Source organism: Alcanivorax sp., assembly GCF_017794965.1.
Taxonomy (GTDB): domain Bacteria; phylum Pseudomonadota; class Gammaproteobacteria; order Pseudomonadales; family Alcanivoracaceae; genus Alcanivorax.
In genome coordinates this window covers 3,187,864-3,207,638 of record NZ_CP051240.1, presented here as the reverse complement: position 1 = coordinate 3,207,638, position 19,775 = coordinate 3,187,864, and the positions used below count along the sequence as shown (strand labels likewise).

At 56.7% G+C, this 19,775-nt stretch carries 15 protein-coding genes; 10 read left to right on the top strand and 5 right to left on the bottom strand.

Going from position 1 to position 19,775, the window contains the following annotated elements:
• Positions 1 to 142: 142 nt before the first annotated feature.
• Positions 143 to 2,110, bottom strand: a complete 1,968-nt coding sequence (locus HF945_RS14040) for a CocE/NonD family hydrolase (protein ID WP_290523191.1) — start codon at positions 2,108 to 2,110, stop codon at positions 143 to 145.
• A gap of 203 nt (positions 2,111 to 2,313) precedes the next feature.
• Between HF945_RS14040 and HF945_RS14035 the strand changes: the two genes are divergently transcribed.
• Positions 2,314 to 5,070: a hypothetical protein gene (locus HF945_RS14035; RefSeq protein WP_290523190.1), complete on the top strand. Its 2,757-nt coding sequence runs from the start codon at positions 2,314 to 2,316 to the stop codon at positions 5,068 to 5,070.
• 124 nt (positions 5,071 to 5,194) lie between these two features.
• On the opposite strand, the gene HF945_RS14030 is transcribed toward HF945_RS14035, so the two are convergent.
• From HF945_RS14030 to HF945_RS14015, 4 genes are all read right to left on the bottom strand, one after another.
• Positions 5,195 to 5,335, bottom strand: coding sequence for a hypothetical protein (locus HF945_RS14030; protein WP_290523189.1), 141 nt, complete (start codon positions 5,333 to 5,335; stop codon positions 5,195 to 5,197).
• 8 nt (positions 5,336 to 5,343) lie between these two features.
• Positions 5,344 to 6,465, bottom strand: a complete 1,122-nt coding sequence (locus tag HF945_RS14025; protein WP_290523188.1) for a PQQ-dependent sugar dehydrogenase — start codon at positions 6,463 to 6,465, stop codon at positions 5,344 to 5,346.
• 490 nt (positions 6,466 to 6,955) lie between these two features.
• A complete protein-coding gene (locus tag HF945_RS14020; RefSeq protein WP_290523187.1) occupies positions 6,956 to 8,179 on the bottom strand; it encodes a lytic murein transglycosylase in 1,224 nt (407 codons plus the stop codon).
• Positions 8,180 to 8,257: 78 nt separating this feature from the next.
• The gene (locus HF945_RS14015) at positions 8,258 to 9,187 is read right to left on the bottom strand and encodes a YihY/virulence factor BrkB family protein (protein ID WP_290523186.1); all 930 of its coding nucleotides are present in this window, start codon (positions 9,185 to 9,187) and stop codon (positions 8,258 to 8,260) included.
• Positions 9,188 to 9,487: 300 nt separating this feature from the next.
• On the opposite strand from HF945_RS14015, the gene HF945_RS14010 reads away from it, so the two are divergent.
• Genes HF945_RS14010 through HF945_RS13970 form a run of 9 tightly spaced genes read left to right on the top strand, consistent with a single transcriptional unit; the run spans position 9,488 to position 19,363 of the window.
• On the top strand, positions 9,488 to 9,994 hold the full coding sequence (locus HF945_RS14010; RefSeq protein ID WP_290523185.1) for a hypothetical protein: 507 nt from the start codon (positions 9,488 to 9,490) through the stop codon (positions 9,992 to 9,994).
• Positions 9,995 to 9,997: 3 nt separating this feature from the next.
• The gene (locus HF945_RS14005) at positions 9,998 to 11,956 is read left to right on the top strand and encodes a hypothetical protein (RefSeq protein WP_290523184.1); all 1,959 of its coding nucleotides are present in this window, start codon (positions 9,998 to 10,000) and stop codon (positions 11,954 to 11,956) included.
• Positions 11,953 to 15,330 (top strand): tetratricopeptide repeat protein, encoded by a 3,378-nt coding sequence (locus HF945_RS14000; protein ID WP_290523183.1) that lies wholly within the window; start codon positions 11,953 to 11,955, stop codon positions 15,328 to 15,330. The genes HF945_RS14005 and HF945_RS14000 overlap by 4 nt, the downstream gene beginning before the upstream one ends.
• Entirely contained in the window at positions 15,327 to 15,917 is a 591-nt protein-coding gene (locus tag HF945_RS13995) for a tetratricopeptide repeat protein (protein WP_290523182.1), read from the top strand. The genes HF945_RS14000 and HF945_RS13995 overlap by 4 nt, the downstream gene beginning before the upstream one ends.
• 16 nt (positions 15,918 to 15,933) lie before the next feature.
• A complete protein-coding gene (locus HF945_RS13990; RefSeq protein WP_290523181.1) occupies positions 15,934 to 16,218 on the top strand; it encodes a hypothetical protein in 285 nt (94 codons plus the stop codon).
• Positions 16,219 to 16,250: 32 nt separating this feature from the next.
• On the top strand, positions 16,251 to 16,973 hold the full coding sequence (locus HF945_RS13985) for a MotA/TolQ/ExbB proton channel family protein (RefSeq protein ID WP_290523180.1): 723 nt from the start codon (positions 16,251 to 16,253) through the stop codon (positions 16,971 to 16,973).
• A 10-nt stretch (positions 16,974 to 16,983) separates the two neighbouring features.
• The gene (locus tag HF945_RS13980) at positions 16,984 to 17,466 is read left to right on the top strand and encodes a biopolymer transporter ExbD (RefSeq protein WP_290523179.1); all 483 of its coding nucleotides are present in this window, start codon (positions 16,984 to 16,986) and stop codon (positions 17,464 to 17,466) included.
• Positions 17,463 to 17,945, top strand: coding sequence for a biopolymer transporter ExbD (locus tag HF945_RS13975; protein ID WP_290523178.1), 483 nt, complete (start codon positions 17,463 to 17,465; stop codon positions 17,943 to 17,945). The genes HF945_RS13980 and HF945_RS13975 overlap by 4 nt, the downstream gene beginning before the upstream one ends.
• A 23-nt stretch (positions 17,946 to 17,968) precedes the next feature.
• A complete protein-coding gene (locus HF945_RS13970; RefSeq protein ID WP_290523177.1) occupies positions 17,969 to 19,363 on the top strand; it encodes an AgmX/PglI C-terminal domain-containing protein in 1,395 nt (464 codons plus the stop codon).
• Positions 19,364 to 19,775 lie beyond the last annotated feature (412 nt).

Here is a 19,775-nt window from a genome sequence, read left to right as displayed (position 1 = left end):
TTTGGGGCCGCTCTGCGGCTGCAGCACGCTTCACGCAACACGCGGCAGGCAAAGATCAAAAGCGGATTCAGCACAGAGATCACTGAGGAAACCTGTTGGTTTGCCTCAGTGAATGCTGTGTGCCCGGAGGTGAAACCTTCTTTCAATCGCCAGGCTGCAGAGCGGACATGGGCACCAGCGGGATGTTGACCCGTGAGGGCATGGCCGGGGTGCTGTAGATCGTCAGGGCGCCGAGCAGGCTGGCGAGCAGGTCCGGCAGCGGGCTGATGCCGTGGGGCAGGTCACTGGCGCCCACGCTGACACGCAAGCGCTCACCGGCGGCGATGACGGCGCTGGTGGGGAAGACCTCCACATCCGTCTGGTACGGGGTAAGCGGGCTGATGTTGCGCTGGCTCTCGGCACTGTAGGGGTGCCAGGGCTGGATCAGTTTGTCATCCAGGTAGCGGGCGCGCTGGGGATCATTGGCGCTCATGGAGGCCATCTGGATGCCGTGGGTCAGGGGCCGGGCGATGCCGTTTTCGTCCACCACGCTGATGCGCACGGTCACGTTGGTGTCGAAGGCGGTGGTCGAGGCCCAGATCTGCCCGGTGATCGGACCGTTGATGGCCATGGGCTCAGTGAGGGGATCACTGGTGTAGACCGCCTCAAGCAGATTGACCACGTTGTCCTGTGCGGCGCAGGGCGGGGTGATCATGCCCAGGATGCCGGCGGTCCACTGGCTGGCGCTGGCGGAGCACAGGCCGTTGAGTGGGGTTTGTAAAAGGCTGGTCTGGTAGCTGGCTGCGGGGGCATCCCGGGTGATGGTGCCCAGTTGGGCCAGCAGGGGTTTGCCATGCAGATAGAAGGTTTCTGCCTGGGTTTCGGGGTGTGGCCAATCGGCGGCGGTGACGTAGCGCTCTTCCCCTTTGTAGTACTGGGTGACCGGAGGGTAGGCCTCGGCACCGGTCTCCATGCCCTTGAGGTAGTGGTCAAACCACGCCAGGCGCAGGCTGGCCAGATCCGGTACCCCGTCTGCGGGCAAGCCGGCGCCGAAGGAGCCCTCGATATGTGTCCAGGGGCCGATTAGCAGCTTGGCATTGGTGTGGTCTTTCAGGCCTTCATAGATCAGTGGCTCGCCGCGCTGGAAGATGTCATGCAGGCCGCCCACCACAAAGGTGGGTGCACTCACCTGATCGATCTTCTCGATGGGTGAACGGATACGCCAGAATTCGGTGTCGAACTTGTTTTCGTCACCGATCAGGGCGCCGGCAATGACGGGGACCTGGAAATCGGTGAGGGCGCCTTGCAGGTGCTGTAGCAGGGTGGTCAGGAAGTAGCCGGGTTCCTGGTTATCAAAGCCTGCTGTCGTTGGCACCAGGCTCAGGCCGGTGACCAGGGTCACCCACAGTGGGATAAAGCCGGCATTCACCTGACCGCCGCCGAACACCACATCGCGGTAGGCGTCGGCCATGGGTACGACGGCAAAGATGGCCTTAATCGCCGGGTCTTCGGTGGCGCCAGCCAGCAGGCCGGTGATGCCCATGTAGGAGGCGCCGTTCATGCCGATGGTGCCGTTGCTCCAGGGCTGGGTCTTGATGTATTCGACCAGCTCGGCAATGTCGTCGTGGTCAATCTGGCTGAAGGCCTGCCAGCTACCCTCCGAGGCGCCGGTGCCGCGCATGTCCACGGTAATGTAGGCATAGCCTTTCTGCACCAGTGCGGTGTCGGAGAGAATCAGCCCGGAATAAAACTGGTTGTAACCGGTAAAGGTGGCGATGACCGGAAACTGGCCGTCAATGGCATTGCCGTTTTCGTCCGCAGGCAGGGTTACCGTAGCGGCGAGGCGAATACCGTCACGGAGGGTGATCAGCTGTTGCGGCAGATTAACGGTGCCGGGGTAGTCTGCTTCACGCTGGTAGGCTTCAGGCCATACCAGACTGGTTGCCTTGGGGCTTTCTGGCTCTGGAGACGGGGGTGGGGAATTGGGCGTAGCGGGTGCCTGGCTGTCAGGCGCTGACGGGTTGGCAATCACCGGGGCGCTGCCCTCTCCACCACCACAGGCAGTAAGTAGCAGGGATAGCACCAGCGTACAGGCGGCCGGCCAGTGACGGCCTGTGAGTGACAGGAGCATGTCGAGCCTCGTCATTGTTGTTTTAGGTTTTGTCGGTGGATCTGGTGACAGGTGATGCCGAGGGTAAAGAATGTGAACATGCAAGGCTGTTGGTATGCGGTGGGGCTTGGTTATCAAACCGTGAAGTCTGTGAATCTGTGTAATGGTGTGATGAGGACGGATCTGCTTATATGACGCCTGTGTTAACCGGGGTGATAAAGATAATGGGAACGAAAAGGAAGGCTGTGTGGTTGTTGGCAGGGGGACTGCCCCTGCTGCCGCTGGTTGCCATGGCTGAACCCCTGGTGCAGCGCAACCAGACGGTGGTGCCCCACGATGAGCCCTATTACAAGGCAACAGTGCGCAACACCGAGTTGATCTTCACCGAGCAGAACAAGGACTTTGCCGAGCACGCAGCAGGTGTAGAGCAGCACCTGCAGCCAGATTATGAAGCGACCTTTGGTTATCGCATGGACTCGCCGCTCTACGTGGGGCTGATTTCCGATAACAACCAGATCGCCAATGGCTTCTCCACCCAGTTTCCCCATAACCGTCAAATCAACTACATGGGCGGCGCGGCCGCGGTGGATTATTTTGCCACCACCTCCTGGCTGGACACCTTGCTGTTTCATGAAACTGCCCATAACTATCAGCTCAATGCCAAGGACAACCCAGTCTCCAGTACCCTGCATTCGGTGCTGGGCAATGGTTCCCTGATGACCCCTTTGATTCCCGCCATTGTGCCGAACATGTTCGAGTCCTCCTTCATGCTGGAGGGTAATGCGGTGCTGAATGAATCCCGCCATGGCAACGGCGGGCGACTGTACAGCGGCCGTTTTGATGCCCTGGTTCACGCCCAGGCAAAAGCGGGCTACCTGACGCCGGCGCGAACCTATAACCAGACACTGTATTTTCCCTATGGGGAAAGCAGTTATGTGTTGGGCAGTCACTATCAGTATTTTCTTGCCGATCAGTACGGCCTGGATGCCACCAACCGTTACTTCAAGATGCGCTCGCGTTACTGGTATCTGCCACTGGTGACCAATGCGCCGTTGCGAGCCGCCATTGGCAACAACTTTGACAACACCTTCGCCGACTGGGCTACCCATGAAGTAGAGCAGGCGGCGCTGGCGGTGATGTCCGAGGGAAAACCATTACTCACCTCGAAGCACTTCACGGCCCTCAATAGTGATGAGGACGAGATCTTCTTCCTGGCCAGCCCGCAGGATGTGCGAGCGCCGTTTCATGTGGCGCTGAACCGGCACACCGCCAGTCTCGACAAGCAGCGGTCCACCTATCGGGCCGGCAAGTTGTTTCGCCATGACGGGGACACCTGGTCCATGGCCAGTGGCTACAGTTCACCGTGGCGAATTTATCAGGGGCTCTACAGTGAGAGCGCCTACCTCAATGACGACACACGTGGCCGGATCATTCAGGGCTATACCGCTGCAGGTGAGCCGGTCTATTTCGATGTGGCCAGTTCCTATGATCAGCCTCAACTGTATGTGGGGGAAACGTTTTACGCCCAGGTGAATTCCTCGGTGGAAGTGCATGGCGATGACCTTTACTACTTCGTACAGGATGGCCCCCTGCGTACTCTCTACCGTAACCGTACAGCGTTGTATGCGTATCAGGGTTACTACGGGGTGATCGCCGATGTGGATAGCCAGGGGAGGGTACTGTTCGTGGCCAACAGCGAGCAGGGCTCCACACTGTTCCGCCTGGCGGGTAACCAGGTCAGTCGGGTGCTGGCGGAAGATGATATTGTCGCGGCCCGCCTGCTGGATGATGAGCAGGTGCTGGCGGTGGCCATCCAGGCGGATCATTACGGTTATTACCTGAAGCCGTTGCAGCCGCGTCCGCAAGCGCCTGCGGTTCGTGCGTTGCGCTGGGACCATGAGGACAATGCGGCGGAAAACCTCCATCAGGAAAGGCAACCATCAGCACTGAATCTGGATCGTCGCTACCATGCCTTGACGGCGATGCGTTACAGCGCGACGGATCTGTCGTTGGCGTTGTATGCCGAAGAAGATGACGACACTACACCGCAAGACGAGACTGATCTGCACACGCTTTATAATGTTCAGCTGAGGTTTGCGGATCCGCTGGAGCAGAATGAATTGTCCCTGTTCAGCTACCGGGATGAAGACCTTACACAGCTTGCCGGTGTGGGCTATCGCAACAGTCAGTTCTTCCTGCTGGGTGGCATCAAGCAGTACTGGGTGCTGGACGACCAGCTGGATCGGGAGACGCCTCCTGAAGATGCTCGCAACCATGGCCTCAGTGCGGAGCTGCGTTTGCCGTTACTGCAATCGGGATATTGGTACAGTGAGCTTGCCAGTACCTGGTACCAGGATTACCACCTGGATGAACGTGAGCCGCTGGCCGTGCAGTGGGGGATCAGTCGCACCACCCGCTTTGGCAACAGCTACCTGCCCAACAAGCATTTCGGGCTGACGGGCTACCAGGTAGACGACCGTGACGATACCAGCCAGGGCATGTCCTTGAGTGTGATGACGGATCTTCCTGCAGAGTTCTATGTGGGGGCGCGTGGCCAGTTTTCCCGTAGTAATGCGGATATCAGCCAGTTCCAGCGACGCGGGGTGGAGCTGGATCAGAGCCAGGACTTTTTCGCCGAAGATCCTTCGCGGGTGGTCATCCCGGCACTGGATGATACTTACTATGCTGAACAAGTGGCGTTCGGGGAGGCGAGCCTGTCCAAGGTCATCAACCTGCCCTGGTACTCCTTCAAATCGCCGGTGTCATTGCGGCGCGAGGCATTGCATCTGCGCTATCGCCATTACGATATCGACTTCGGTGTTGCGGAACTGGCGTTGAACCAGGCCATTGTGGGCCTGGATGCGGAACTATTGCTGTTCCATCGCACCCCGATTCGTTTTGCCTTTGAATACGCCTACACCGATGATGACCGACTTACCAGCGAGAACAGTTTTCAGCTGGTGACATCCGTGGGGTTTTGAAGAGGCGTGGTGCTCAGGATTTCGGGGTGAGTTGAAAGTTCAAAGTTTAAAGTTGAATGGCGCGGTGACGGGCTCTGCCGAATTCATGCCTCATCACTTCGCGCTGTTCGCTTGAACGTAGACTTCATTTCTTCATAAAAACAGAATCTCTCACAAAGGCTTTCCTGCCATCCCGAATTTCAACCCACTGCAGCTGAGGCGCGGAACCAAATGCTTGAGGAATGGCATCGTCCTGGCCTCGCGCCTTTAAACTTTGAACTTTCAACTCCTCTCCTATTCCGCCGGCGCGAGTCTAAGCAGCTTGCCGTTACTGCTGTCGGTGAGCAGGTACAGATACCCATCGGGTCCCTGGCGCACATCGCGAATGCGTTCACCGCGATCCTGGAGCAGTCGCACTTCCCTGGTCGCGGTCTTGCCGTCAAAGCTGACCTTGTTCAGGTGGGTGAGTTTGAGGGCGCCGTTGACGATATCCCCTTGCCAATCCGGATAGCGGTTACTGGTGACGAAGGCCATGCCGGAGGGGGCAATGGACGGGGTCCAGTGCAGTAACGGCTGGGCATAGCCTTTCTTTTCGGTGTCTCCGATGCTGGGCCCGTAGTATTCGCGGCCGTAGGTGATCACTGGCCAGCCATAATTGATGCCGGGTTCCGGGGCATTGATTTCGTCACCGCCACGGGGGCCGTGTTCATTGAGCCAGGGCTTGCCAGTTTGTGGATGCAGAGCCAGCCCCTGGGGATTGCGATGGCCCCAGCTCCAGATTTCTCCAGCCTTGCCCTGCTGGCCGGCCAGGGGGTTGTCTTCAGGGATGCGCCCGTCATCATGCAGGCGGACAACACTGCCAGCCGGGTCGCTGGTGTCCTGGGCCCGATCGCGCTGGCCGCGGTCGCCGATGGTCAGGAACAGGAAACCCTCATTATCAAACAGGATTCTGCCGCCGAAATGTTTGGCAGTGTTGGTGCAGGAGGCTTCCGCCACATACACATCCTGGAATGCACTCAGTGCGCCGTCTTTATAGATACCGTATCCCACTGCGGTGGTGCCGCCGCCATCGCCGCAGGGTTTGGCGTAACTGAGGTAAAGACGCTGGTTGTCGGCGAAGTCCGGATGAGGAGCCATGTCCATCAGCCCCCCCTGACCAGAGGCCACCACCTGGGGAACGCCCGTCACTGCGTTGTCCTGCAGGTCGCCGTCCACAATGCGCCGCAGTGTTCCGCGCCGCTCGGTGACCAGCCATTCGCTGTCGGAGACAAACGCCAGTGACCAGGGGTGATGCAGGCCGTCGGTGATTTCGCTGGCGCGAATGTCGTTGTTGCTTTGAGGTGCCAGCGTGGCGGCATTGTCGGCACAGGCAGACAGGGCGAGGGAGGTAAGCAGTAACGTGGTGACAGGGCGCATGACAGACTCCGGTGCGGGTGTACAAGGAGAATGCCACGGGCCTGTGACGGATAAAACCCGGGTGGGGGTAAATGCTTTTTCTCCACAGAGAACACCGAGATCACTGAGGGGGCTGATTTTCTTGAACGCTGAGGTGAAAGCGCATTTGATCCTGGCGTCGCAGGGCGACCGCATCAGGCTGGCATGCAACACACAAAGTCGGCACAGCTGTACCGTGGGAACCTGGTTACTTTCTAGAGGGCGTCTGCGTTAGAGGGTGTCTTGCGCGCCAGGCATTTTTTCGTGCGGTTGGGAAAGGCTTCGTTTGCAAGCAAGTTATTCGCTTCGCTAACCCTTCGGGCCGCACTCCGTGCGTTACTTCGCTACGCTACGTTCCCTCATCAAGATTGGAAATCGCCTTCGGCCGGTCCTTGTCTGTCCCTGTTTCCCGCAGTGCCGTCTCTATCTCATGCCTCAGTGAACTCTGCGCCCTCTGTGGTGAAACAGGGGTTTAATCCTGGTCAGCAAGTACCCCGATCCGGGTGAGGACGTTTTTATCGGGGAAGCCATCGGCGACCATGCCCTGGCTTTGCTGGTAGCGGGCCAGCGCCTTGCGGGTGCCCGGCCCGAGCAGGCCGTCTTCCGGTCCGGCGTCATGCCCCAGCTGGTTGAGGGTCTGCTGCAGGCGGGTGACTTGCCCCCGGTCAAGGCGGGGAGCGGGTACCGGTGCCACGCTTAACTCGCCGGCCCCGGCAATCCGGTCTGCCAGTCGTCCCACTGCCAGGGCATAGGAGACAGACCGGTTCCAGCCCATGATCACCCGGAAGTTCTGGTAGGCCAGAAAGGCCGGACCGTTATGGCCGGAAGGCACAATTACCGAGGCTTCCATGTCGGCGGCGGGCAGGGCGCTGCCGTTGGGCATGCGCACGCCCATACTCGACCATTCTTTCAGGCTACGCTTCACGGCCAGGCCGGTGAGGGCATAGTCGAAGTTATCGGGCAGAGAAATTTCCCGGCCCCAGCGTTCTTCTTCTTGCCAGCCCAGGTCACGCAGAAAGTTGGCGGCAGAGGCGAGAGCGTCTTCACGGCTGCCCCACAGGTTGCGGCGGCCATCGCCGTCGTGGTCGGTGGCGTAGCGCAGGAAGATGGCTGGCATGAACTGGGTCTGGCCCATGGCGCCGGCCCAGGAGCCCTGCATGTTTTTCAGGTCCACATCACCGGCCTGGAGAATGCGCAGGGCATTGAACAGCTCGCCCTTGAAATAGGCGCCGCGGCGCCCTTCGCAGGTCAGGGTGGCCAGGGCGTCCAGGGTAGGAATGTAACCCAGATAGCCGCCGTAGTTGGTTTCCAGGCCCCAGAATGACACCAGATAGTGGCCGGGAATGCCGTAGGTGCGAGTCAGTTCGCGCAGCAACGGCTGCAGTTCCTGGTAGCGTTCGCGGCCGGTGGCCACGCGGGTGTCACTGACCCGGCGGGTGTAATAGTCGGCAAAGCTGCTGGTGAACTCCGGCTGGCTGCGATCCAGCTCGATTACCTTTTCATTCAGTCTGACGCCGGCCAGATTTTCCTTCACCAGATTTTCTGGCAGGCCTGTGGCGATGGCGTCGGCTTGCAGTTCAGTGATGCACTGGCGAAATCCCTCCTCGGTGAGGGTTTCCCCAGTCTCCGCTGCTACAGCGGGCTGGGCCAACAACAGAATGGGAAAGGCGAGGGGTAGCAGACGTACGGCGAACATGCACTCTCCAGGCAGCATGGTGGTGTTGCGGGTAAACGCCAAGGATACCCGGCCTTGGCGGACAGGGCTGTAAAAACCTCAGTGAACCAGTTCTCGGCGTACGCGAACAGCAGTGCTGCGCGGGCGTACTTCTACCTGGCGATACTCGCACAGGGCCCGTGCCATGGCGGCGCCAAACAGCAGGATCATGGATGAGTAATAGACCCACATCAGCAGCACCACCAGGGAACCGGCAGCGCCATAGGTGGAGGCGGTAGCCGTATAGGTCAGGTAGATGGCAATCAGGGCGCGGCCAATGGAAAACAGGATGGCGGTGATCAGGGCGGCCAGCCACACATCCCGCCAGGCGAGAACCACATCTGGCAACACCCGGAACATGGTGGCAAACAACAGGCTGATTACCAGTAGCGATGCCAGCATTTCCATGCCGATGGCGAGGCTGCCATGAAAGGGTAACCAGTGGCTGGCGTAGTTCATCAATGAATGGACCAGCACGTTCAGCAGCAGTGACACCATCAGCACGAAGCCCAGTGAGATGACCACCGTCAGCGACAACAGGCGACTTTTGATCAGCGCGATAAGGGTGTTGCGTGAGGGGCGAGGTGCCACATCCCAGAGGGTGTTCATGGAGCGTTGCATCTGGGCGAACACGGTGGTGGCACCAATGATGATGACCATCAGACTGAGCGCGCCGGCGAGTAACCCCTGGCTGGGCGACTCGGTCTTGGCAATCAGATTGCGGATCTCGTCGGTGGCGGCGGGGCCCACGGTGCTTTCCAGTTGGGCGAGGATTTCTGCCATGGCGGCATCGCTGGTCATCACCAGGGACGTGACCTTGACCGCCAGAATGATGACCGGGGCCAGCGAAAAAAGGGTGAAAAAGGCCAGAGAACCGGCGTAGCTGCCTGCATTGCTGTCCAGCCACAAGCGAACAGCGCGCTTGAAAATGGAAACTGAATCACTGAGGTGAAGGTTCATGGCGGTCTTGTTCCGAATGACTGACGGCATTGTGGCTGAGGCAGAGCCGGCTTGGAAGGCTCTACATTGAGTGACCGGCGTCACAATTCTTCTGCGCCGAGAGCATGAGTGGCGCTTACGACAGTACGAAACGGCATGTATGTCGCCATGAAAAAAGGTAAATGGCTAACGTGAAAGTGCTGCATTAAAGATGGCTTGTAGGTTCTTGTTCTGCATCCATATCTAATACCTTTAACTTAGTAAAATGAGCACCAGTCGGAGGAATTGGTGGTTGCCCCCGTGATCTCATACGCCGAAAGAACATGAGGCGGAGTGATATCCGGAAAAGATATGTTGGCTATATTCAAGGGGGGCGCGCTGGCTTTTTTGTTGCTGGTATCCCAGTTGGCGAGCGCAGCGGATGAGGTGTCCCGTGAAAAGATCAAGGGCCTTGATGAGCAGGTTCAGGACATCAAACAGGATGTTTTGGCTATCTCCACTGAGCTGTTACAGCTCGAAGAGAAACTGATTTATCCCTCCAATACCCAGGTATCTGTTTTTGTCTCCATGGCCGCTGACAAGGATCAGCGAGTGGATTCCATGGCAATACGGGTGGATGGCGAAGATGTGATGCATCACGTCTATACCCACAAAGAACTGGAGGCCCTGCAGGAGGGGGGTGTGCAGCGCCTGTACACCGGGAACGTCCGGGCCGGTGAGCACCAGATAGAAGTGACCGTAACCGGCAAGGATTTCCAGGAAACCGCCAGTCACGCTTTCACCAAGGAACAGGGACCACGCCTGCTCGAGATCACCTTGTTCGAATCGGGCAATACCATCAACTTCAAAGACCGCTAATCCATGGCTCTCCGTCAACTTGTGCTGTTCGGGCTGTGCGCCATGGTGCCGGCCTGGGCTGACGACACCTCCAGTCAGCAACCCCGGGACCTGTTCCTGGGGGAGGCGTTCTATTACGCCCAGCAAGGGTTGTACTTTGACGCTATTTCCCGACTGGATGCGGAACTGGAACAGTACCATCGGGTGGATGAGCGTCACCTGGATCCGTTACATATTCATGCCGGTACCGCGAAATTTTCGGTTGGGGATTTTGAACTCTCCTACCGTATGCACAGGAAGGCCGGGCGTGCCATCAAGGCAGTGCTGGAAGGGGATGTGGATCAGCAGGTCAAGAATGAAGCGGCCTACCGTCTGGCAAGAATCTACTATGAAAAAGGGGAAAAGCTGAACGCGGTGCACACCATCGATCGCATCGAAGGGGAAGTGCCCGAGAGTGTGCGTGATGATGAACGCTTGTTGCGTGCGCAGATCTATACCGTCAATGGGCGCTTTAGTGAGGCGGTGGAGATCCTTGAAAAGCTGGAAAAAGTATCAGGCTTTGAAGGCTTTGCCGGCTACAACCTGGGCATTGCCCTGATTCTCTCCGGTGAAGAGAAGAAAGGGCTGGCGCAACTTGAGAAAACCGGCCAGATCAAGTTCAGCAAGGATGATGCTCCTTCATTGGGGATTCGTGACAAGGCCAATCTGGTGCTGGGCTACCGATTGCTCGAAGCCGAGCAGCCCCAGGAAGCCAAGCAGTATCTGGATCGGGTGCGGCTGGAAGGCCCGTTCTCCAACAAGGCGCTGCTGGGCTCGGGCTGGGCCGATGTGGCGGCCCAGCGTTATGACCGCGCCCTGGTGCCCTGGAGCATTCTTTTCAAACGCAATCCCACCAACAAGGCGGTCCAGGAAAGTCTGCTGGGGGTGCCTTACTCCTACGCCAATCTGGACATGCATGGCCGAGCCGCAGTGTTGTACGGCAATGCGCTGGATGCCTTCGGTGTGGAAAAGCAACGGCTCAACAGTTCCATCGAAAGCATTCGCAATGGCAATTTTTTCAAGGCCATGGTGCGCGAGGAGATCAAGCTGGACAGTAACTGGCTGATTCGTCTTCGTGAATTGCCGGAAACCCCGGAAACCTACTATCTGATGGACTTGATGGCTTCCAACGACTTTCAGGTGTTGTTGAAAAACTACCTGGATCTGGAAGACATGCGTCGGCGCATGATTGCCTGGCAGAACGATCTCAATGCCTATGAGGATCTGATCGAAATGCGGCGTCGTTACTATGCCCCGCTATTGCCCGGTATCGATGCCCGTTTCCGTGAGCTGGATTCGCGAATTCTGTTGCGCCTTGAACAGCGCAACAGTATCCGTGACCGGCTTCAGCGCCTGCTGGTGGCGCCACAGCCGGAAATGCTGATCACCGCCGATGAACGCATCCTGTCCATGCAGCTTGATCAGCTGGAAGCGCAATACGCAAATGATAATAGCGCCGCTGGCGAAGAGGCTCGCCGTCGTATAAAGCGTCTGCGCGGTGTTATCCATTGGAATACCAAACTGGATTATCAGGACCGTCTCACTGAAACCTTCACCCATCTCAAGGCCCTTGAAGCCGATGTGGAGCGAATGGAAAGCATTTATGCCTCCTATGTCCGTACCCGGCAGGCGGCGACACAGAGTTATCAAGGCTATAACCAGCAGATCGTCCGGGCCAGGGCCAAAATTGAGCGCGCCACGGAAACCGTTGCCCACCTCATGAAAGGCGTTGGCCACATGCTGGAGACAATGGCAATTACCGAGCTCAAACAGCGTCGTGACCGTATTGATCAGTACCAGATTCAGGCACGCTTCGCGATGGCGGAAAGCTATGACCGGGCGGTGAAGGCCCAGCAGGAGGCGGCCCAGCAGAAGATACTGGATACAAACGACAAGCCAGACAGTGAAGCGCAAGACAACGACGGGGAGGGCGACAAGCCATGATGTCCTTGCGCTATTCAGGTCTGCTTGCGGTGTCCGTGCTGCTGGCTTCCTGTGCCTCGGTGTCCGAGAAAGGCACCATTGCCGAACTGCGAGATGTAAAGCTGGACCTTTCCGATGAAGTCATCGAGGGCGGCATCGAAAAGGCCATGCAGAGCTACCAGAATTTCCTCGAAGAAACACCGGAAACCGCCATGACGCCGGAGGCAATACGTCGTCTTGCTGACCTGAAGATCGAGCGGGAGTACGGCACCTTTGAAAGTCCGGGCGTCGGTGTGACAGCGCCTGCTGCAGGTGCAGGTTCTGCAGCGCCCATGGATGCCCCGGAGACGGCAACCCTTGCTGCGCCGGTTTCGGCGACCGGGGTGGAGGTGATCGGCGACAGGGAATCGGAATCCGACTTTGAAAGCCGTGCCACACAGACCAATTTGCCCGCCTCTGTGGGTGCGGTACCGGAAAACCAGGTAGCCAATGGTCTGGAAAACAAGAGCGCGCAGGAAGCCATCGGGCTCTACAAGCAATTGCTGGAAAAGTACCCGATGTATGAGCGCAATGATCAGGTGCTCTACCAGATGACGCGGGCCTATGAGGAACTGGGTCGTGTGGATGAAGCGGTTGAGGTGATGAACCGCATTGCGTCGGAATATCCGAACTCCGATTACATTGATGAAATCCAGTTCCGCCGTGGTGAATACTACTTTACCCGGAAGAAATATCTGGATGCAGAGAATGCCTACCTTACCATCGCCAGAATGGGGCCCAGCTCTTTCTACTATGAACTTGCCCTGTACAAGCTGGGGTGGACTTTCTACAAGCAGGACATGCTTGAAGAAGCCATGGACCAGTTCGTGGCATTGCTGGATCACAAGATCAACATTGGCTACGACTTTGAAAACCCGGATGACGATATTGAACAGAAGCGGATTGATGACACCTTCCGGGTGATCAGTCTGAGTTTCTCGGCCATGGGCGGCCCGGATTCCGTGGTGAACTACTTCGAGAAGAATGGCGCGAGAAGCTATGAAGTAGATATCTACCGCAATCTGGGTGAGCACTATCTGGAGAAGCGTCGCTATGCGGATGCGGCTTCATCCTACAAGACCTTTGTGGAGCTCAACCCCTATCACAAGGTGGCGCCGCACTTTGATATGCGCGTCATCGAGATCTACAAGAAAGGCGGGTTCCCCAAGCTGGTTATCGAAGCCAACAAGGAATTCGCCACCAGTTACGGGCTGAAGTCGCCATACTGGCAGCACTTTGAAGTGGATTCCTATCCGGATGTGCTGGCGCTACTGAAGTCCACCTTGACTGAACTGGCTAACTACTACCACGCCATGTATCAGAACAAGGACTTTGCCAAGCAGCGTGCAGAGCATTTTGTGGAGGCGCAACACTGGTATCACGAGTTCCTGGATTCATTCCCGAAAGACAACCAGGCACCGGTGATGAACTACCAGCTGGCTGATCTGCTGCTGGAGAACAAGTCTTACCGCGAGGCGGCGCTGGAGTATGAGCGCACGGCCTATGATTATCCGGCCCATGACAAGGCCTCTGCGGCGGGTTATGCCGCGGTGTATACCCACCGCAAGAATCTGGAAGTGGCGGAAGAAGAAGCGAAGGACCCGGTCAAGCGTGAGGTGATTCGCAGCTCCCTGCGTTTCTCCGAGGTCTTCCCGGAGCATGAGAAAGCCTCTCTGGTCATGAATGCGGCGCTGGAAGATATCTTTGCCATGAAGGATTACACCTTCGCGGTCACCACCGGGCGCAAGATGCTGGAGATGTTCCCGCAGGCGCCGCAGGAGGAACGTCATTCCGGCTGGTTGATTGTGGCGCATTCTTCTTTCGAACTTGCGCAGTATGCCGATGCAGAAGCCGCCTACCAGAATGTGCTTAACCTCACGGCCCAGGATGATCCATCACGGAAGGAGTTGGTGGAGAATCTGGCGGCATCCATCTACAAGCAGGGCGAGCAAGCCAACGATCAGGGTGAGTTCCTGGTGGCGGCGGAGCATTTCCTGCGCGTGGGACAGGCGGCCCCGCAATCGAAACTGCGCCCGTCAGCAGACTATGACGCAGCCACTGCGCTGATAAAGCTGGAAGACTGGGCGCGATCTGCGTCGGTGCTCACCGCATTCCGCAATCATTACCCGGACCATGAACTGCAGGCGGATGTCACCAAGAAGCTGGCGCAGGTGTATAGCGAGGACGGCAAGCTGGCGCTTGCAGCGGCGGAGTATGAGCGCATTGAAAGTGAGAGCGATGATGAAGGCATTCGTCGTGAAGCACTGAAAGTGGCCGCTGATCTGTATATGGAAGTGGATAACACCGACAAGGCGATTCTGGTGCGCCGTCGATTCATTGAGTACTTCCCGTCACCCCGTGAGCCGGTGATGGAAATGCATCATGCCATTGCTGGCGTTCTGGACAAGCGCGGCGACCAGGCAGGTTATCACGATGAATTGAATGCCATGGTGTACGTGTATTCCCAGGCGGCTCCGGAAGCACGCACTGATCGCATGCGCTACCTTGCAGGGACATCCCATCTCAAGATCACCGAGCCCATGTACGCAGAGTTTGCGGCATTGAAACTGAACCAGCCGTTCCAGGCGAGCCTGAAACGCAAGCGTGATGCCATGAAGGCTACCAATGCCGCCTTCGGGAAGCTGGTGGACTACGAGATTGGCGAGGTTACCGCCGCGGCCACTTTTTATATTGCGGAGATTTATTACAACTTCAGCCGTTCACTGCTCGATTCCGAGCGCCCCAATGGTCTCAGCGAACTGGAAATGCAGCAGTACGAGTTCTTGCTGGATGAACAGTCCTATCCCTTTGAAGAGAAGGCCATTGATATTCATGAGAAGAATGTGGGCTTCATTGACAGGGGCGTCTACAACGACTGGGTAGACCGTAGCATTGTCAAACTCGCATCACTGATGCCCGGACGTTACGCCAAGTTTGAAGAAAGCAGCGGTTTCATTACGACAGTGAATAACGTGAGTTACCAGTCCCTGGTCAACCCACAATTGCCGGTGGTGGTAACCGATCCCGCTACGGCCGTTTCCGGTGATAGTGTCGCAGCCGATGTTGAGCCCGCCAGCGAAGAGAATGAGCCTTTGGCCGTGGCGGAAGATGAACCGGACAGCAAGACGGCGGCATCGGTAGAAAGTAGCGAGTCAGATAATGCCGCCAGCATGTCGGCTGACTCTTCCGGTGAAACCGAGATGGCGAAAGGTGACATGGCCGCGACCTCTGAAAGCGCAGCAGTGAACGCAGACAGTGATGGCGCTCAGGGGGATGAGGCGCAGAGCGATACAGATGGCGAGCAGACTCAAACGGCCACTGCCGCCGTGGTTGAGAGCAAGGGGGAGGGGCAATGAGCGCTGTGACGTCATTCCGTTGGTTGAGTATGGCCCGTGCCGGGGTCGTCCTTGCCCTGTTGCTGGGCGGCTGTGCTACCACTCCAGGGCCCCAGGGTACCGAGGGAAATATTATCCTGAATCAGGATGAGAATGCGCTTTTCAATGCGGCCATGCAGGACCTGCAACAGGAAAAGTATCAGGACGGTATTCGTCAGCTTGAGAAGCTGGTGTCGCAGAACGGTGACAGCGCAGTTCCCTACATCAATATGGCGATCGCCTACAAGAAACTGGAAGACACTGAGCAGGCGGAAACGGCGCTGCAACAGGCAATGAAGATCGAGCCAGATAACCCGGTGGCGAATAACGAATATGCGTTGCTGCTCAGAAAGCAGGGGCGGTTTATAGAAGCGCGGGAAGTATACGAAAATATTCTTAGAAAGTATCCAAAGTTTGCGCTGGCCAACAAAAACCTGGGTGTGCTCTGTGATATCTATATGAAGGACTATCAATGCGCTCTTGATGCGTACCAGGCATACAGCGCGGTTACGCCAGATGACGAAGAAGTGGGGATCTGGATTTCGGATCTGGAAATGAGAACGCAATAAGCAGGGGGTGAATGAAATGAAGCGACTTGCTTATCTTTTTTTTCTGATTTCGGCGTTACCTGTCTGGGTGCAGGCCGAAGAGGCGGAGCAGGAAACCAAGGAAATTTCCGGGATGTCGGTAATGGGGAATAACGATGCACCCAAATCCCTTTATATCGTTCCCTGGAAGACCTCCGAAATCGGGGTGGAAACTGATCTGACGTCCAATCTCCTCAATGAGGATATGGTGCCGGTAGATAAGCCGGTGTTCATGCGTGAGTTGGATTTCTACCAGGTCAGTCAGGAAGACAGCGGAAAATAATCAACCAATAGGGTCTGAGGAAGAGTGAAGTCATGAACGTTATTATCAAATTTTTCCAGGATGGCGGTTTCTGGATGTATCCGATTCTGGTCGTCGGGATCTTGGGTGGGGCCTTTGCCGTTGAGCGTTTTATCAAGTTGAAACTGCTTGAGCGGGCAAACCGGAATACCTGGAACGATATTCATCCGTTGTTGGTGAAAGGTGAGTTCGAGAAGGCAAGAAAACGGGTAGAGGACAGTAACTCTGCTGTTGCCCAGCTGCTTACCATGGGGCTGGAAGTGCAGGGTACGGTGCGGCGTCGTGACGATATCGAGATCGCCATGGAAGAAGCCATGATGGAGATCACCCCTCAGCTTGAAGCCCGCACGGTCTACATTTCCATGTTTGCCAACATTGCCACTCTGCTGGGACTGCTGGGTACCATTATTGGTCTGATCTCTGCGTTTGAAGCGGTAGCCAATGCTAATCCGGCCGAGAAATCTGCCTTGCTTTCCAGTTCCATTGCGATGGCCATGAATACCACGGCATTCGGGCTGATTGCAGCGATTCCACTGCTGGTCTGCTTCAACATGGTGAACTCCAAAACGGCCGCGATTGTGGGCAGCCTGGAAATGATCTCTGTGAAGACGCTCAAGCTGATCAGCACCCTGTCCCGTCGTAATTATCAGGCCGCGCCTGCGTCCAATGAGACCGGCCAGGGTGAACAAGACAATGAAGGTGAAGCGGGCGGAAAAACTGCCGAAGCCACCAGCTGAGAGTTGAGTCATGGCTCGAAAGAAATACAAGAAACCGCTACCTGAAGCGGAACTGGACGTTACTTCGTTCATGAATCTGATGGTGGTGTTGATTCCCTTCCTGTTGGCAACGGCGGTCTTTTCGCAGGTGTCCATTCAGGAGCTGAATCTGCCATCGGGTTCCGGGGGTGAGGTGGCTGACAAGCCGAAGGTGACCATCGAGATCATGGTGCGTAAAGACGCGCTGGAGATCAGTAATGGCAAAGTGATTACGGATCGCTTTGCCAACAAGGAAGGAGACTATGATCTGTCCGCCCTTACCGCTGAACTCCGTGCGCTCAAGGAAAAATATCCGGAGAAGGAAGACGTTACCGTGCTTCTGGAGCCGAATATTGAGTACAACGACATGATTGCGGTGATGGACACGGTGAAAATCTACAGGCAGGAGCAGGAGGACGCGCCGCCCGTATCTGAGGTGCTGTTTCCGGATATTTCCATAGGAGATGCGCCATGAGAAATCAGCGTCGTATGCGTCGTTTGCAGCGAGTGGGCAACAAGGCGGGTTCAGGCCTCAATCTGACGTCCCTGATGGATATTTTTACCATTCTGCTGCTTTACCTTTTGGTGAATCAGTCAGATACCCCGCTGGAGCCGCCGAAGAATGTGAAACTTCCTGACTCCATTGTCGAAACAAAACCCAGGGAAACCCTGGTGGTGACGGTGAATGCGGAGCAGGTGATCGTGAAGGGGGAGCCTGTCGTTTCCATGGAAGATGTTCTGGCGAGCGACAAGGGCATAATCGCGCCGATCCGTGATCGGATGACGGAAATCCGTGAAAGCTCGATCGGGCTGGGTACCGAAGAAGAAGACAAGAGTACCGAAGTCACGATCATGGCTGATCGCAAGGTGCACTACAGCATCATGAAACGTGTGATGGCGTCATGCACGGCTGCCGGGTACACCAAGATTTCGCTAGCGGTTAATCAGAAATAATAATTTCCAGATTGGCAGATCCTGTGAATACATCATTAGCACAGCGACAGCAGGACCTGATGGGACAGGTGGAGAGCGAGCAACAAGCGCTTGCCGTCCTGCAGGAACAGCTGAACAAGGTTGAAAGCGAGCTGCAGGAAAAGGCGCCGCAGCGTCAAAAATTTCAGTTGCTGGGTGTGATCTGTGAATCACTGGACCAGCTTCATGAAATGGATGCTGCGTCACTTTTCTGGGGCGAAGGGGTATCGGAGGCAGAGCACGAGCAGAAGATAGCCAGTGCTCGTGGTGTGGCCGATCAATTCAATGCCGAGCTCAAGGTGCTCGATCAGGCCCAGAGTGAGCTGGCTGAAAAAATTGCCTGGCATCAGGGCAATCTTAATGAACTGGAGTTTCATCTAGCTGAAGTATCCGAGGAAATTGACAAGGCGCAGTATGACTTTGTCATTGAGCGTGATGCCGATGATCGAAAGGTCTTTGCCGCAGGTCTTCTGCCCTGGTCCAAAACGGAAGAAGACGAAAAGCGTCAGCGCAAGGCGCTGCTTGTCTCTCTGGCAGTGATGTTCCTGGTGGGGGGGATTCCGGCTATCTGGACGTTGCCGCCGCCTGACCCGAACAAGGAAATCGAGATTCCGGAGCGGTTGGCAAAGCTGGTTAAAGAGAAAGCCAAGCCGAAACCGGTTGAGAAAAAGCAGGAGCAGAAGAAGGACGATGCGCCCAAGCCGGATGAACCCAAGGTGGCGAAGAAGGAGGAGCCCAAGCCGGAAGAGGTGAAGAAGGCTCGCAAGAAAGCCGAGACCAAAGGGGTGCTTGCACATCGCGATATGTTTGCTGACCTGATGGATGATTCCATGACCTCTAATCTCGGTGCAGAGGCGAAGATCTCTGGCAGCAAGGCCACAGGGGCTGCCGCCGCCAATGGCGCCGAAGGCTCCAGGGCGCTTATCACTGCTTCGGCAGGGGGCAGTGGCGGTGTGGCTGCAGCCAGCGCGGTTAGCCGTGGAGGTGTTGGCAGCGGCGGCGGAAATGCCATCAGTGGTAGTGGTCTGTCCACTGGCCAGGTACAGAGTTCGGTGGCGGCCAGCGTGAAGGAAACGGCCCGTCCCTTGTCCAAGGGTGCTGGTCCGTCGCGAACCGATGAAGAGATCCAGATTGTCTTTGATCGCTACAAATCGGCGCTGTACCGCATCTATAACCGGGAGCTACGCAACAACCCCAGCTTGCGCGGCAAGATGGTGTTGGAGCTGGTGATCGAACCGGATGGCTCCGTGTCTTCATGTCGGGTGAAATCGTCGGATCTTGATTCACCAACCCTGGGACAGAAGATCGTCATGCGGGTACAGATGTTCAATTTCGGCGCCAAGGAAGGGGTGCCGCAAACCAAGATCCTTTACCCCATTGATTTCCTGCCTGCCGGGTAGGCTGATTCTGGTTTGAGCGTTGTTTTATGACGCCGCCTTCCCGGGCGGCGTTTTTTTTGCTCATTACGATTCACGAGAAAAGCCCGATTCAATCCACAGCTGTCCCACATTTTCAGGCTCCTCTTTGGGATAGGGCCCTCTTCCTTTGTGGGAGCTTGCTTGCAAGCGAATTCGGCCCTTGCGAACACGTCTTCGCCTGCAAGCAAGCGTCTACCCAGGAAGAATCTACGGAAGCTGGGTGGCGGCATCTTAAAAACTGGCTCGCCGCCAATTTATGCCTTCATATCACGAGATCCCCTGCCGGAATGTCGGCCCGCACAACTCAGACAAGCAGATACAAACTGTGGCACAGCAGTGGATTCAATTCCCTCTTTCCTTAGGCGCGTCGCTGGCGGCGGGATAGCCGTTGCTG

Coding starts and splice junctions, on each gene's coding strand:
- HF945_RS13975 (WP_290523178.1), top strand. CDS start 17,463: ATGAGAAATCAGCGTCGTATGCGTCGTTTGCAGCGAGTGGGCAACAAG.
- HF945_RS13990 (WP_290523181.1), top strand. CDS start 15,934: ATGAAGCGACTTGCTTATCTTTTTTTTCTGATTTCGGCGTTACCTGTC.
- HF945_RS14015 (WP_290523186.1), bottom strand. CDS start 9,187: ATGCCGTCAGTCATTCGGAACAAGACCGCCATGAACCTTCACCTCAGT.
- HF945_RS13985 (WP_290523180.1), top strand. CDS start 16,251: ATGAACGTTATTATCAAATTTTTCCAGGATGGCGGTTTCTGGATGTAT.
- HF945_RS13980 (WP_290523179.1), top strand. CDS start 16,984: ATGGCTCGAAAGAAATACAAGAAACCGCTACCTGAAGCGGAACTGGAC.
- HF945_RS14000 (WP_290523183.1), top strand. CDS start 11,953: ATGATGTCCTTGCGCTATTCAGGTCTGCTTGCGGTGTCCGTGCTGCTG.
- HF945_RS14020 (WP_290523187.1), bottom strand. CDS start 8,179: ATGTTCGCCGTACGTCTGCTACCCCTCGCCTTTCCCATTCTGTTGTTG.
- HF945_RS14010 (WP_290523185.1), top strand. CDS start 9,488: ATGTTGGCTATATTCAAGGGGGGCGCGCTGGCTTTTTTGTTGCTGGTA.
- HF945_RS14035 (WP_290523190.1), top strand. CDS start 2,314: ATGGGAACGAAAAGGAAGGCTGTGTGGTTGTTGGCAGGGGGACTGCCC.
- HF945_RS14040 (WP_290523191.1), bottom strand. CDS start 2,110: ATGCTCCTGTCACTCACAGGCCGTCACTGGCCGGCCGCCTGTACGCTG.
- HF945_RS14005 (WP_290523184.1), top strand. CDS start 9,998: ATGGCTCTCCGTCAACTTGTGCTGTTCGGGCTGTGCGCCATGGTGCCG.
- HF945_RS13995 (WP_290523182.1), top strand. CDS start 15,327: ATGAGCGCTGTGACGTCATTCCGTTGGTTGAGTATGGCCCGTGCCGGG.
- HF945_RS14025 (WP_290523188.1), bottom strand. CDS start 6,465: ATGCGCCCTGTCACCACGTTACTGCTTACCTCCCTCGCCCTGTCTGCC.